Raw genomic sequence first — 13,804 nt, 5'->3', positions numbered from 1 at the left:
GATCCTGGATCAGCTGGTCTTGGCAAGATCGCGCAGTTCCTTCTTGGCGACCTTGTTGAGTTCCGAGCGCGGAAATTCGTCCATGAACCGCACGTCGACCGGCACTTTGAAGCTGGCCAGTTCGTGGCGGCATGCCTCCAGCACGGCCTCGCGCAGCGCGTCGCCCGGCTGAGGGGAAATGATGAAGGCCACGGGCACTTCATCCAGCATCGGGTGCGGACGCCCGACGATGGCGACTTCCTGCACACCGGGAACAGTGGCGATCACCGCCTCGATCTCGCTCGCCGCGACGTTTTCCGCGCCAACCTTGAGCATGTCCTTGGCCCGGTCGGCAAAGCGCAGGTGGCCCTCCTCGGCCTGCCACACGCGGTCGCCGGTATCGAACCAGCCATCGGCATCGAAGCTGGCGGCGGTAGCCTCGGGGTTGTTGAGATATTCAAGGAACAGCGCGCGCCCGCGCTTGCTCCGGATCTTGAGGTTGCCCGTCTCGCCCTTGGCAACCGGCGCCCCCGCATCGTCGACCACCTTGATCTCGTATTCCGGGGCGGGCAGCCCCATCGAGCGCGGCGCGGCGGGTAGTTGGGGCGGCGTGAAGGTGCCGTGGGTGACCGTCTCGGTCATGCCCCAGGCACCGACGATGGTCAGGCGCAGCAGCGGTTCCAGATCGCCGATGTTGGCCGCGCCGACCACCCAGTGACGAAAGCTGTGCTGATCGGGAATGCCCTGCGCAATCGCGGCCTGCAGCGCGAAGGGAATGACATTGCCCCAGGTGCAGCCGTGCTTGACCGAAACCGGCCAGAACCGGCTGGCGGAAAATTTCGGCTGCAACACCATCCGGCTGCCTGACCACATCACCGGGAAGTGGCCCCAGCTCATCGCGTTGGTATGGCACAGCGGGGTAAACACCAGCGCGCAATCGTCGGTGCGCAGCTGGTTGTGGGCCGCGCCCACCTGTGCGCCCCACAGCACGTTGGCATGGGTCCAGACCACGCCCTTGGGCCGAGAGGTAGTGCCCGAGGTATATTGCACCGAGATCCGGGTCATCGGATCGAGCGGATCGAACACCTGCGATGCGCCGTCGCCCACAATCGCGCCGAACGGCAGCACGCCAGCCGGCAGCGGCGCATCGCCGTCTTCCGGCGTTGCGATGGCGGCCACCCAGTCAAACTTCGCGCCGGTCTCGGCAATCAGGTCCAGATAGCCGCTTTCGACCACCGCCGCCTTCACGCCCGAATGCTCGATGAAATAGACCATCTCGCCCAGCCCGGCGCGCGGGTTGGTGGTGACGACCACCGCGCCGATCAGCGCGCAGGCATACCAAGTCAGCAGGAATTCCGGGCAATTATTGGCGTGGAGCAGCAGGAAATCGCCCTTGCCGATTCCGCGCGCGCGCAGCCCCGCCGCGACATCGCGGACCTCGGCATAGAATTCGGCGTAGGACCAGATACGCCCCTCTCCGGTGAACGGCTCCCAGATCAGGAATGGTTCCGCCCCGCGCCGCTCGGCCTGGGCGCGCAGCAGCCAGTGGACGTCCTTGTCGGCATAAGGATCAATCGCTGCAGGATCGAACAAAGTCATCGTCTCAACGCCCTTCGAACACCGGCTTGTAAGCGGCCGGATCGGGATTGGCGAGCCACATCCCCAGCGCGTTCTTCACGTCCTCGCTCTGGATCACCTTGCCCAGTTCAACGCTTTCCAGCGCCAGGAAATCGCGTTGCCCCTGGTTGGTGCCAAAGTTCACCAGCGTCTTGACCCCGCGCAGCGCAAGCGGTGCGCGGGCGGCCATGTTGGCAACGAAAGCGGCCACTTCCTCGTCGAAGGTCTCGGGCGAATAAAGCCGCGAGATCAGCCCCAGTTCCAGCGCCTTGGCCGGGGCCAGAAATTCGCCATGCAGCAGCACATCGAGCGCCTTGGCCCGGCCCAGCAGGCGCACGCAGTGCCACGCCCCGCCGCCGCCCGGCACCAGGCCAAAGCTGGTCTGCGGCAGCGCGAAGCTGCCTTCAGGGTGATCCATCATCAGGCGGAAATCGAACGAGAGCGAAAATTCGCATCCGCCCCCACCGACCACGCCGTTGATTGCCGCCACGGTGACGGCGGGCAGGTTCTGGATGCGCAGCGCCAGTTCGTGGATGCTGCTCATCGAAGAGGGGATCGCGCGAGCGATTTCAAGCAGTTCCTCGGCGCGCGACTGGCCGCCGGTTTCCTCGCGCCGCCCCTCGGCATGGTCCTGCATTTCGTTGAGGTCCATCCAGCGCAGGAACACGCCGTTTTCGCCGGTGACGAGGAACACGCGGACCGTGGGATCGTTTTCCACCTCGGTCAGCAGGGTATGAAGCTCCGCCAGCATCCGCGAATTGAGCACCTGCAACGGTGGATTGCTCATCCTGCAAGTGATAACGTGGCCGTCGCGGGTGACGTTCAGGTGGCGGTAGTCCATCTCTCTTCCTCTCCCGGCGCTGCTACCGCGCAGCGGGCGCGCCTTTGCCATAAACAGTCGCCCGACCTCAAAATAATGTCAATTAAATTTACATTGACCTGACAATTCCGCTTGTTCAAAGCGCTTGAGCGGCGCGGCCTGCTTTGTTGGAGCGAGCGGAGATCGTCGCCCGAATTGACAATCCCCGAGGAGACCCGGCCGTGGCGCAGACCTTGACCATCCAGACGATTTCCAACGAACTCGCCGAAACCCTGACGCAGGGCGCCATTGCCAAGGCGCGCGAAATGGGCATTCCGATGTGCATCGCGATCTGCGACCCATCGGGCACGCTGGTGCAATTCCTGCGGATGGACAAGGCCGCGCTGCTTTCAGTCCAGATCGCGCAGGACAAGGCCTATACCGCCGTCTCGTTCGGCATGGCGACGCACGAATGGCACGATTTCATCAAGGATGACGCGCCGCTCAACACCGGCATCGTCCACACGGCGCGCCTAGTCGTGTTCGGCGGCGGCTATCCGATCAAAGTGAACGGAGAAGTCGTTGGCGGGATCGGGGTCAGCGGCGGCCACTACACCCACGACATGGCAGTGGCGCAGGCCGCCCTCGCCGCAGCGGGGCTCTAAACTTTCAGGCCTTCAATCCGCGCACGATCAGGTCAACCGACTCCGCGATCGTGCGCGCGATCGCTTCGGGCCTGTTGCTGAAGCGCACGTCCACCGCTTCGACCAGCGGGCGCAGTGCAATCAGCGCCCCCGCCCCATGCGCCAGCAGCGTGAAGGGAATGGTGACGTGAACCGGGCGGAACACGCCTTTTGCCTGGCCCTCTTCCAGCAGGGTCGCGATCGGCCAGCTGCGCGCGCGGAAGAAGGTCGCGACGATGTAGTTCAGCCGCTCGCCCGGACAGGCGCCCTCGACGTTCATCAACTGGATGATCGCCGGAAAGGCCGCCACCGATTCGAGGAAATCGACACAGGCGGCGCGAAAGCGCTCCTCGATTCCGACACTGTCCGGCATCCGGGCCTGCCGCTCGACCATCCGGTTGTGCAGGCGCCCCATGCCGTGTTCCACCGCCGATTCCCACAGTGCCTGCTTTGAGCCGAACCGCACGCTCAGCAGCCCGTGGCTGACCCCGCAGGCAGCGGCAATCTCGCGGATCGAGGCCCCTTCGAACCCGCGCTCGGCAAATGCTGCAAGTGCGGCATCGAGGCACGCATCGTCGTTGAGCGCCGGCTGCTCGGACTGCGCGGGTCGTCCCCGGCGGCGCTTGGCGGAAATGATGGTCATGCCACCCTCCTAGCACGCTTGCGGAGATTTTATTAGACAAATGTATATTTACTCGTCATCCATTGGGGCAAACCTTCAAGGGAGTTGACGATGCCTGCCACCGACGCCGAACTGATCGCGCGTGCCCGCGCCCTCGCCCCGGCAATTCGCGCCCGGGCCGCACAAACGGCAGAGCAGCGCAAGCCGCACGACGATTCGATCCGCGACCTGATCGACGCTGAACTCATCCAGATGTTCGTGCCGAAGCGCTGGGGCGGCTCCGAAGCCAGCCTGAAGACCATGCTCGACGTGGTCGAAATCATCAGCGCAGCCTGCCCCTCGACCGGCTGGATCGCAGCCTTCTACATCAGCCACAACATCTATGTCGCCAAGTTCCCCGAAGCCACGCAAGAGGAACTGTTCGGCCCTTATGGCTATACCCTGCTACCTGCGGCATCGGCCGCCGATATGGACGCGCGCAAGGTTGCAGGCGGCTGGGAAGTGAGCGGCCAGGCATCCTGGGGTTCGGGCGTGATGCATGCCGACTGGGTGCTTATGAGCGGCAGGGCAGAGGATGGACCGCGCTCGTTCCTGATGCCGATCGAGAATGTCGAGGTCATCGACAACTGGCACTTTGCCGGCATGGCCGGCACCGGCAGCAACGACTATGTCGCGCGCAAGGTGTTCGTGCCTGACAACCATGCGCTCACGGCAATGGAATTCCACGGCGGTTCAAGCGAGGGGTCGCGGATTCACGCGAATCCGCTCTATTCGATCCCGTTCCTCGCCTCGGCCTATTGCACCATTCTGCCGGTCCTGACCGGGAGCCTGAAAGGAGCTTTTGCCGAGTTCGCCCAGATCATCGCCCGCCGGGTGCGCAACTTCAGCGGCGTGGTCCACAAGGACCAGCAACAGACCCACGTCACCCTGGGCGAGTTCGAGATCGCGACCCGTGCGGCAAGCGAGCTTGCGCGGGCGACCTATGGCTGCGTCGACACGATCCTGCACAGCCGCCCCTTCGAGCTGGCAGACCGGCTGGCGATCAAGGGCCAGACAGCCTTCATCTCCAAGCTGTGCCGCGACACGGTCAATGCCATGATGGGCGCGGCGGGCGCTTCGAACTTCCACCTCGACCAGCCGCTGCAGCGGATCTGGCGCGATCTCAATACCGTCTGCTCGCATGCCTTCTGGGACTGGGACGTCAGCCGTGAACAGACCGGCCGTATGCAATTGGGGCTACCGACCAATCATCCCTTGATCTGACCCCGCATCGCCGCGCCGGTTCATCACCCCGTCCGCCCAAATTGCATCCAATTGTTGACAATCAAGTTGACAAAGCCCCAGCACCGGTTACTCGTCAACTTGATTGACTTGTAGAAGCTGACAATCAGCTCTCACGGGAGGGAAGAAGCATGAAAAGGGCACAACGATTCCTCGTGCGCGGGACCGCTTCGGCGATCGCACTGACCATGGCCAGCCAGGCCCTGGCGCAGGAAGCGGACAATAATGATTCGGGTCTCGGTGAAATCATCGTCACTGCCCAGAAGCGCGAAACCAAGCTGGAAAAGACCCCGATGACGATCAACGTCGTCAGCGGCGACCAGGTCGCCACGATGGGCGTCATCGAAATCAAGACCTTATCGGCCAACGTGCCGGGCTTCACCATGCACGAATCCCCCGGCAACCTTAGCGGAGTCAGCCTGCGCGGCGTCGGCACTTCGGCCGGCAGCCAGGTGTTCGAACAATCGGTCGGCCTGTTCGTCGACGGCGTCTACCATCCCCGCGCCCGCCAGTACCGCGATGCGCTGTTCGACGTCGAACGGGTCGAAGTGGTCAAGGGCAGCCAGGGCGTGCTGTTCGGCAAGAACACGTCGGTCGGCGCGGTCAGCGTGATCTCGCGCGGACCCGGCAACAAGACCGGCGGCTATCTGCAGGGCCAGGTCGAAGCCAATTATGGCAGCTATTCCCTCGAAGGCGCTGTCGACGTGGTGCCCAGCGACACATTCAAGTTCCGCGTCGCCGCCCAGTATGACAACCAGGCCGGGTTCGTCAAAAACATCACCAAGAACCGCAACGAAGCCTCGGGCGATCGCTATGTGGTGCGCGCGATCGCGGTCTGGGATCCGACCGATACGCTCTCCATCAAGGCCAAGACCCAGTTCAGCCGCCTCGATATCACAGGCAATGCCTTTGAATTCATTGCCAACCAGAACGTGACCGGCCTCAAGGCGCTGGGCGTCGCCGATGGCGGCCTTGAAAACTATGTGAAGTATGAAAGCGCCGGTGCGGCCGGGGATCCGATGGACTTCCAGAAGGGCCAGGACCACAGCCTGGAAATCAAGCTGGACCTGGGAAATGATTACACCCTGACGGCGACCTCGGGCTATTCGCGCTTCGACTTCCAGAACGGCTTTGACTCGGATTCAACTCCGCAAAGCGCGCTGTTCTCGCAGTTCAACGAAAATTTCCGCCAGTTCTCCCAGGAAGTGCGCCTGACTTCGCCGGGCGGCAAGCCGATCGAATACATCGTCGGCGCGTTCTATCTGCACTCGACCACGAAGTACGATTACCTCAGCTTCTACAACAACTTCTTCGGGGTATATAACGGCACCACCGGCCAGCGCTTCAACCAGAAGGAAGACACCATCGCGGGCTTTGGCCAGGCCACCTGGCATATCGCCGACAACCTCCAGTTCAATGTCGGCGGCCGCCTGACCAGCGACAAGAAGGATGCCGACTATCAGCGCCGCCTGATCAACGACCTCGGCTTCCCGACCGGGCTGGTTGCGCTTGCCGCACCGACGCCGCTCTACCGGACCAAGGTCACCGATACGACTTTCGATTTCTCCGGCACGCTCAGCTATAACCCCAGCGAAACTTCGACCATCTACATCTCGGGCGGTCAGGGCAACAAGGGTTCGGGCTTCGTCAACCAGGCCGGTCTCGCCGTTCAGCACCCCACCCCGTTCGTGGTCCCGACCGAGCGCGTCACCACCATCGAGGCGGGCGTCAAGGGCCGTTTCCTGGATGGCCGCCTCTACCTGTCGCTGGCGGCTTACCACCTCGACATCAAGAACTATCAGGACAGCTTCTACAATTCGACCGCGCGCGCCTTTCAGGTCCGCTCGCTTGACGCGAAGAGCAGCGGGTTCGAGGCCGAAGGGCAGCTCAAGCTGAGCTCGGGACTTACCGCCTATGGCAACCTCGCCTGGAACCCCGAGGCCAAGCTGGCCAACGGCGAACGGATGCAGCGCTCGCCGCGCTTCACCTCGACCCTGGGCATGCGCTTCAACCTTGCCTTGTCGGACAGCTTCACGCTGTCGGGCTTTGGCCAGTGGGTCCATTCTGACTCGTTCCTGCACCAGCCGGCGTCGGCCCCGGGCGACAACACCAGCCATCCCTATGATCTGGTCAGCGCGCGCGTACAGCTGACCTACGAGCCGGCAGGGATCAGCTTCTTCGTCAACGGCGCGAACCTGACCAAGGAGGTTTACCGCACCTTCTCGTTCGGCAGCCCGATCGGAATGGGCGTGGTCGGCGCGCTGAACGATCCGCGCACGATCACCTTCGGGATCCGCAAGGAGTTCTGATCGAGACCGGCCGGCCCGCGCCTGCTGCGGCAGCTGCGGGTCGGAACGGGTTAGAACACGGCACAGAAAAACCCCCGGGGTCGGATGGCCCCGGGGGTTTTCCTTTGGCTGATGGCGCAGATTATCCCTGCAAGCGGACCGGCAGCACCTTCATCGCCTGAACCAGGTTGGAGCGGACATAGAACGGCTCGCCCGTGACTTCGTAGTGCGGGAAAGCCTTCAGGAAGGCCGCCAGGATCAGGTTCAGCTGCATGATGCCAAGGCGCGAGCCGAGGCAGTGGTGCACGCCATAGCCGAACGCGATGTTGGCCTTGGCGTTTTCGCGGCGCAGGTCGAGCTGGTGCGGATTGGGGAACATCGCCGGGTCATGATTGCCCGCGCCGTAAAGCATCGCGACGTGCTCACCCGCCTTGATCGGCTGACCACCAACGACGGTGTCCTGCTTCGCCACGCGCGAGAAGTGGTAGACCGGAGAGAACCAGCGGATCAGCTCGTTCACCGCCGAGGGGAGCAGCGACATGTCGTCCAGCAGCAAGCGGCGCTGGTCCGGGTTCTTCGCCAGCGCCCAGATCGACCCGGCCAGCGTGCTGCGCGTCGTTTCGTTGCCGGCCGAGATCATGTTCGAGAAGAAGCTCTTCTGCTCGATCGGGGTCAGCGGGCGGCCGCCGACCGTGGCATTGGCAATCTTCGAGAGCACGTCGTCACGCGGTTCGCGGCGCCGCGCTTCGAACAGGTTCCAGCCATAGTCGAACAGTTCGCGGTACCGCGCGTTGGTGACTTCCGGCGTCGGCGCAAGCTCGGGATCGTCGATTCCGAACACCGTGTTGGTGAACTCGAACACGCGCCATTCGTCTTCTTCCGGAATGCCCATGACCGCGCAGACCGTCTTGATCGGGACGATGGCCGCCACTTCGGTCACGAAGTCGACCTCGTCCTTGCCGGCAAGGTCGGCAATCAGGCGATCGACCGAGGTCTGGATCCGGGGCTGCACCGCGGCCAGCGCCGAAGGCATGAAGGCCGAGGCGACGACATTGCGGAAGTCCTTGTGCTCGGGATTGTCCATCGCCAGCATGAAGCGCGACAAGGCAATCCCGATCTCGGGGTCGATGTCGCGCCGCGAACTGGTCGGCACGATGAAGCCCTGGGTGGAGGTAAAGCTCTCGCTGTCCAGCGATACCGCGCGGATATCCTCGAACCGGGTCAATGCCCACATCGCCGGAACAAGGTCTGACGCCGGATGGCGCCAGACCGGCTGTGTCTCGCGGATCCGGTCATAGATCGCGTACGGGTGCCCATGCGCGAACGTATCGGGATTGCCGATATCGAGGCTGATCTGATCGTGCATCGTCCGTCCCCTCAGAGCAGATCGGCAGGCGTGGTCGGAAAGCCGAGCGCAACCTTGCCGGCCAGCACCGCGGTGCGATCCCAATCGAACATCACGTGGCCGCGCATCACCTGCACGTCGCGCAGCTGGCGCTGAAGCGGGGCGCTGAGCAGCGAGGCGCTGGCCCCGGCGGCGGCGGCGAGCGTGTTGACCGCCGAATTGGCGAGCCGCACGATCTGTGCCGCCGCAAGCCGCAGGCCAACCTGCACGTCGAGCGGGGTGTCTGCACCGTTGGGCCCTTCGCGGTCGAGCACCCGGCAGGCCTCATCCCAGATCAGCCGGGCGGCGCGCACATCGCCCATCGCTTCGCCCAGGCGCAGGTGGGTGGTCTGAAGCTCGCCCTGCTTGGCACCGCCGCTGAAGGCCTGAAGCTTGGTCTTCATGCGCTGGGCATACCATTCAAGCGCCGCTTCCGCCGCACCCAGCGCCGGGGTTGCCGCCACCAGCGCAAGGCCCGCGCGCAGCGGTGCGCGCAGGGTCGACCCCGGATGCAGGGCCTCGCCCGGCGAAGCGCCCGCCGCCATCAGCGGGGCGGCCAGGGTCATGTGGACAGGCACGAACACGTCCTTCACCACCACCGCCTGGCTGCCCGTGGCCGCCATGCCCGAAACGTGCCAGACGTCTTCGATCTCGGCCTGACCGATCGACATGGCGCAGAAAATCGGGATCATGGTTTCGGTGTTGATGCCGTTCACCAGCACCCAGTCGGCATGGTTGATGCCGGTCGCCCATTCCCACCGTCCCGTGACGATGTAGCCTCCATCGACCGGGCGGGCCTTGCCCGTCGGCGCGAGCGGCGCAGGGGCGAGCGGCATGGCCCCATCCTTGAAGAATTCCGCCTGGGCTTCGGGCCCGAACTTGCACAGCATCCACGCATGAAGCGCGAGGAACGAGAGCGTCCACCCGCTCGAAGCGCAGCCGTGGCTAAGCCGGCGCACCACATCGAGGAACTCGCTGAAGCGGCTGCCCTGCCCGCCCACCCCGGTCGGCGCGAGCATGCCAAAGAACCCGGCGTCGAGTGCTTCCTGCACAGTTTCCGGCAACATGGTGCGCTGCGCTTCGGCTTCGGCGGCCCGCTCGGCCAGGCGCACGGCAAAGGCATCGGCCCAATCGGCCCAGAGTTCGCCCGATTTCGTAAGCAGCAGCTCTCCCGCCATCGACATTCCTCTCTAACAAATCACCCCGCCCGTCCGTTCGCGGGCTTGATCGCAGACTGCGTCAGTTGCGAGTTTAATGTCAAGTTACTTTACATTATTCCATCCCTGCGCGACAGTGCAATCGAATCGACTTGCACCGGCCGTTTTGAGGGGGAATGATCGCGCGCATGGAAAGCTCCCTGCTGATGATGGACCTGATGCGGGCCTATTACTGGTTCGACGAAAGCCTGCGCGCGCGGCTGTTGCGCCGGGGCTGGGGCCCCGTCACGCGCTCGCAGTCGCTGGTCCTCGCGAATGTCGCAAACGGCGTGAACCGGGCCTCGCGGATTGCCGAGAACCTCGGCGTGTCTCGGCAGGCGATGAGCCAGCTGCTCGCCGAAATGGTTGACAAGGAACTGATTGAAATCGTCCCGGATCCGCAGGATCGCCGCGCCCAGCGGGTAGAGTTTTCCCCGGCGGGCGCCGCAATCCGCGAGGACGCCCAGCAGATCCTGCGCGAACTCGAAGCGGAGATGGCAAGCAAGATTGGCGAACCTGCCCTTGCTGTCGTTCGCAAAGCGCTGGCAAGTTTCCCCGAAAAGACCTGAAGCGCACTTCCCGCTTGAAAAATTGTCAATTTGGACGACAATTTTCACGAGGCGGTGCATAGTCTCCGGCGGGACTGGAAGGCTTTTGGGCGATGCGCTATCAAAAGTGCAATTTACGGGGCAATCGATGCAATCTCCCTATCTGATCGTGTCGCTCCTGCAGGGGTTTTATTGGTTCGACTCTGGCCTGCAGAGCTTCCTGCGCTCGCGCGGGTGGCCGACGCTGACCCATTCGCAGTCGATGGTGATGATGAACATCACCACAGGCGCGACCCGTCCGGTCGAGATCGCCCGCAATCTTGGCATCAGCCGCCAGGCGGTTCACGTCACCTTGTCGCAGATTGCCGAGATCGGGATGATCCGCTTCACCGACGATCCTTCCGACAAGCGTTCCAAGATCGTGGTGCTCACCGAAATGGGCGAACCGATGCGCCGCGACGCGCAAACCGCCGTAACGATCATGACCAAGCACCTGGCGAAACGCATTGGCCAGCCGCAACTGGCCGGCCTGATCGCTGCCTGCGGCGTTGACTGGGGCGATCCGATCGATTTCGAGGCCGAAGCCCTGGCTCTTGGCGAAGAGTGAACCCTAAACGCTGACCGCGCTGGCGCGTCCTGCCCAATAGGTCTTGCGCAGATCAGCCTTCAGCACCTTGCCGATCGGGCTGCGCGGCAGCGGCTCGGTGCGCAATTCCCAGCTTTTCGGGCATTTGTAGCGCGCCAGTCGCTCGTGCAGGTGGGCCAGCATGGATTGCTCGCTCGGCGCTTCGCCGGGCACTGGCACCACGATGGCGTGGACACGCTCGCCCCAACGTTCGTCCGGAACGCCGATCACCGTGCATTCCTGCACCTGCGGATGCAGGCTGAGCGCATTTTCGACCTCGATCGAATAGATGTTCTCCGCGCCCGATACGATCATGTCCTTCAGCCGGTCGGTGATGGTGATATAGCCATCCTCGTCCATGAAGCCGGCGTCCTGCGAATGCATCCAGCCGCCGCGCAGCGCCTCGGCCGTTTCATCCGGGCGGTTCCAGTACCCCGCCATCACGCACGGGCCCCGGCCGACGATTTCACCCACTTGCCCGCGCGGCAGTTCCTGATCGTCCGGCCCGACCACCTTGAGTTCGAAGCCATAGCCCGGCACCCCGGCAGAACGCAGCTTGGCGTGGCCAGAGGCCGGGTCGTGCTGCTCGGGCAAGAGGAAGCTGATCGAAGGCATTTCGGTCATCCCGAAGCCCTGGATGAACTGGATCCCCGGCAGACGGTCCTGCGCACGGGCGATGGTCGCGGCGGGCATTGGCGAGCCGCCATAGCCCAGCATCCTCAAGGATGAGAGATCGTGTGCGGCAAGATCGGCCCGGCTCAGCGCGTCGATCACGGCAGGTACGGTGAAGACGTGGGTCACCTTGTGCCGCGCAGTCAGCGCCATGATGGTGTCCGCATCGAGCCGCTGCGCGAAAACATGGACGCCGCCCACCATCGTCACCGTGAACAGTCCGATATCGGCCAGGTGGAACATCGGCGCACAGTGCAGGTCGATGCAATCGGGCGCGAAGCGGATCATCATGATCAGGTTGCTTGCCACCGACACCAGGTTGCGGTGGGTGAGCATCACGCCCTTTGGCAGACCGGTCGTCCCGCCAGTGTAGAATACCCCGGCAAGATCGCCGTCGCCCCGCCCCGCATCCTCAAGTTCCGGCTGGTCCGCGATCCGCCGCCGCAGCCCGCCCCCGGCTTCATCGAGGTGCTCGATCAGCAGGTTCGGGAACCTTTCGGCAAGGCCGGCTGCCTGAACCTCGAACCCGTCCCCCACGAGCAGCACCGCCGCGCCGACATCCTCGATCTGGAAGGCGAGTTCAGGCACGGACAGCCGGGTGTTGAGCGGAACGATCACCCCGCCCGCCCAGAAAATCGCGAAATAGGCGTCGAAGTAGTGATCGCCATTGTTTGCCAGCACGGCCACCCGGTCATTGGGGCCGACCCCGAGCGAGCGCAACAGCGCGGCAAACCGGGCCACGTCGCGTGCCAGCTCCGCCCAGGTCCGGCGGCGCTCGCCATCGATCGTGGCAATGCCATTCGGATTGATGCGCGCCGAACGATGAACGCCCTGGGTCAACTGCACAATTTCAGGCCTTTTCCGATATTTATTTCAGGAACTTGCGGGCAGCTTCCCGTCCCTGTCATCCCGCCGTGCAACTAACCATTCTTGACCAAAATTGTCAAACAGATTGACCATAATGCCCGCACTCGGGATCAGATAATCCCGGCCTGACGAAGCTCCTCCAGTCGCGCTTCGTCCAATCCCAGCCGCTCGCCCAGCACCTCGGAGTTGTGCTCGCCCGGATAGAGCGGCGCGCGGCGGCGAATGGCCGAAGGCGTGTCCGACAGCTTGGGCATCGGGGCCTGCATCCGGACCTGGCCGTGCTCCGGATGATCGACCGAGACAATCGCCTCGCGCGCGGCGAAGTGCGGGTCCGCCAGCATTTCCTTGCCAGTGTAGATCCGCCCGGCCGGAACCGAATGTTCGATCATCAGCGCTTCGAGCTGATCGACGGTCATGGTCTGGGTCCACGCATTGATCAGGTCATCCAGTTCGCGCTGGTTGGTGCCGCGCGCGACATGGGTGGCATAGCGCGGATCGCTGGTCAGTTCGGGCCGCCCCATCGCCTGGGCAAGCCGCGCGAAGATCGTGTCGCCATTGCCGCCGATCATGTATTCGCCGTCGCTGCAGCGATAGACGTTGCTGGGCGCGATCCCCGGCAGGATCGAGCCGGAGCGTTGCCGCACGATCCCCATCAGGTCGTATTCCGGCACCAGGCTTTCCATCACCTGCAGCACGCTCTCGTAAAGCGCGGAATCGACCACCTGGCCCTTGCCGCTGGTCTCCCGCGCGCGCAGCGCCGCCAGGGCGCCCATGCAGCCATAAGTGGCGCAGAGCGTATCACCGATCGAAACGCCCATGCGGCTGGGCGGACGGTCCGGATCGCCGACGATCGCGCGCCAGCCGCCCATCGCCTCGCCAATCCCGCCGTATCCGGCGCGGGTGGAATAGGGCCCGGTCTGGCCATAGCCGGACATCCGCACGATGATCAGGCGCGGGTTGATCGCATGGAGCGCCTCTGGCCCCATGCCCCACTTTTCCATCGTGCCGGGCTTGAAATTCTCGATCATGATGTCGGCATCGGCCAGGAGGCGGCGCGCCAGTTCCTGCCCCTCGGCGACGCGCAGATTGAGCGAGACCGAACGCTTGTTGCGCGCTATCACGCTCCACCAGACCTTGTGCTCGCCATTGCCCCAGGTGCGCATCGGATCTCCCGCGCCCGGCGGCTCGATCTTGACCACGTCCGCGCCCATGTCGCCCATCAGCTGGCCGCAGAACGGCCCGG

At 64.0% G+C, this 13,804-nt stretch carries 12 protein-coding genes; 5 read left to right on the top strand and 7 right to left on the bottom strand.

From position 1 onward, the window contains the following. Positions 1–9: 9 nt before the first annotated feature. Positions 10–1,578, bottom strand: coding sequence for an AMP-binding protein (locus ACE3SN_RS03450; RefSeq protein WP_374527495.1), 1,569 nt, complete (start codon positions 1,576–1,578; stop codon positions 10–12). 4 nt (positions 1,579–1,582) lie between these two features. Then, a complete protein-coding gene (locus ACE3SN_RS03445; RefSeq protein WP_374527493.1) occupies positions 1,583–2,437 on the bottom strand; it encodes an enoyl-CoA hydratase/isomerase family protein in 855 nt (284 codons plus the stop codon). Between the two features lie 200 nt (positions 2,438–2,637). Here ACE3SN_RS03445 and ACE3SN_RS03440 point away from each other — a divergent pair, with 200 nt between their 5' ends. Further along, positions 2,638–3,060, top strand: a complete 423-nt coding sequence (locus ACE3SN_RS03440; RefSeq protein ID WP_374527492.1) for a heme-binding protein — start codon at positions 2,638–2,640, stop codon at positions 3,058–3,060. Positions 3,061–3,064: 4 nt separating this feature from the next. Here ACE3SN_RS03440 and ACE3SN_RS03435 read toward each other — a convergent pair whose 3' ends face one another. Then, positions 3,065–3,721, bottom strand: a complete 657-nt coding sequence (locus tag ACE3SN_RS03435) for a TetR/AcrR family transcriptional regulator (protein WP_374527491.1) — start codon at positions 3,719–3,721, stop codon at positions 3,065–3,067. Between the two features lie 90 nt (positions 3,722–3,811). Between ACE3SN_RS03435 and ACE3SN_RS03430 the strand changes: the two genes are divergently transcribed. Both ACE3SN_RS03430 and ACE3SN_RS03425 read left to right on the top strand, forming a co-directional pair. After that, complete coding sequence (locus ACE3SN_RS03430; RefSeq protein ID WP_374527489.1) at positions 3,812–4,963, top strand: acyl-CoA dehydrogenase family protein; 1,152 nt, start codon at positions 3,812–3,814, stop codon at positions 4,961–4,963. Positions 4,964–5,112: 149 nt separating this feature from the next. Further along, on the top strand, positions 5,113–7,290 hold the full coding sequence (locus tag ACE3SN_RS03425) for a TonB-dependent receptor (protein WP_374527487.1): 2,178 nt from the start codon (positions 5,113–5,115) through the stop codon (positions 7,288–7,290). A gap of 121 nt (positions 7,291–7,411) precedes the next feature. Here the strand turns inward: ACE3SN_RS03425 and ACE3SN_RS03420 are convergent, their stop codons facing one another. Together ACE3SN_RS03420 and ACE3SN_RS03415 are read right to left on the bottom strand one after the other, a co-directional pair. After that, positions 7,412–8,635, bottom strand: coding sequence for a cytochrome P450 (locus ACE3SN_RS03420; RefSeq protein WP_374527485.1), 1,224 nt, complete (start codon positions 8,633–8,635; stop codon positions 7,412–7,414). Between the two features lie 11 nt (positions 8,636–8,646). Further along, complete coding sequence (locus ACE3SN_RS03415) at positions 8,647–9,831, bottom strand: acyl-CoA dehydrogenase family protein (RefSeq protein WP_374527483.1); 1,185 nt, start codon at positions 9,829–9,831, stop codon at positions 8,647–8,649. Between the two features lie 167 nt (positions 9,832–9,998). Here ACE3SN_RS03415 and ACE3SN_RS03410 point away from each other — a divergent pair, with 167 nt between their 5' ends. Then, the gene (locus ACE3SN_RS03410; protein WP_374527481.1) at positions 9,999–10,418 is read left to right on the top strand and encodes a MarR family winged helix-turn-helix transcriptional regulator; all 420 of its coding nucleotides are present in this window, start codon (positions 9,999–10,001) and stop codon (positions 10,416–10,418) included. Positions 10,419–10,545: 127 nt separating this feature from the next. Beyond that, positions 10,546–11,004 carry a MarR family winged helix-turn-helix transcriptional regulator gene (locus ACE3SN_RS03405; RefSeq protein WP_374527479.1) on the top strand — a complete coding sequence of 153 codons (459 nt, stop codon included), beginning with the start codon at positions 10,546–10,548 and terminating at the stop codon, positions 11,002–11,004. 3 nt (positions 11,005–11,007) lie between these two features. Here ACE3SN_RS03405 and ACE3SN_RS03400 read toward each other — a convergent pair whose 3' ends face one another. Together ACE3SN_RS03400 and ACE3SN_RS03395 are read right to left on the bottom strand one after the other, a co-directional pair. After that, the gene (locus ACE3SN_RS03400; RefSeq protein ID WP_374527477.1) at positions 11,008–12,540 is read right to left on the bottom strand and encodes a long-chain-fatty-acid--CoA ligase; all 1,533 of its coding nucleotides are present in this window, start codon (positions 12,538–12,540) and stop codon (positions 11,008–11,010) included. Positions 12,541–12,671: 131 nt separating this feature from the next. Further along, a partial coding sequence (locus ACE3SN_RS03395; protein ID WP_374527475.1) for a CaiB/BaiF CoA transferase family protein occupies positions 12,672–13,804 on the bottom strand: 1,133 nt, incomplete at its 5' end.

The organism is Novosphingobium sp. (assembly GCF_041915465.1).
Lineage (GTDB): Bacteria > Pseudomonadota > Alphaproteobacteria > Sphingomonadales > Sphingomonadaceae > Novosphingobium.
Note: the sequence above shows the minus strand (reverse complement) of the source record. Positions and strands in the feature narration are given on the sequence as shown.

Excerpts from the sequence above, each read along its gene's own strand:
- ACE3SN_RS03450 (WP_374527495.1), bottom strand. The coding sequence starts at position 1,578 with ATGACTTTGTTCGATCCTGCAGCGATTGATCCTTATGCCGACAAGGAC.
- ACE3SN_RS03445 (WP_374527493.1), bottom strand. The coding sequence starts at position 2,437 with ATGGACTACCGCCACCTGAACGTCACCCGCGACGGCCACGTTATCACT.
- ACE3SN_RS03435 (WP_374527491.1), bottom strand. The coding sequence starts at position 3,721 with ATGACCATCATTTCCGCCAAGCGCCGCCGGGGACGACCCGCGCAGTCC.
- ACE3SN_RS03430 (WP_374527489.1), top strand. The coding sequence starts at position 3,812 with ATGCCTGCCACCGACGCCGAACTGATCGCGCGTGCCCGCGCCCTCGCC.
- ACE3SN_RS03425 (WP_374527487.1), top strand. The coding sequence starts at position 5,113 with ATGAAAAGGGCACAACGATTCCTCGTGCGCGGGACCGCTTCGGCGATC.
- ACE3SN_RS03420 (WP_374527485.1), bottom strand. The coding sequence starts at position 8,635 with ATGCACGATCAGATCAGCCTCGATATCGGCAATCCCGATACGTTCGCG.
- ACE3SN_RS03415 (WP_374527483.1), bottom strand. The coding sequence starts at position 9,831 with ATGGCGGGAGAGCTGCTGCTTACGAAATCGGGCGAACTCTGGGCCGAT.
- ACE3SN_RS03410 (WP_374527481.1), top strand. The coding sequence starts at position 9,999 with ATGGAAAGCTCCCTGCTGATGATGGACCTGATGCGGGCCTATTACTGG.
- ACE3SN_RS03405 (WP_374527479.1), top strand. The coding sequence starts at position 10,546 with ATGCAATCTCCCTATCTGATCGTGTCGCTCCTGCAGGGGTTTTATTGG.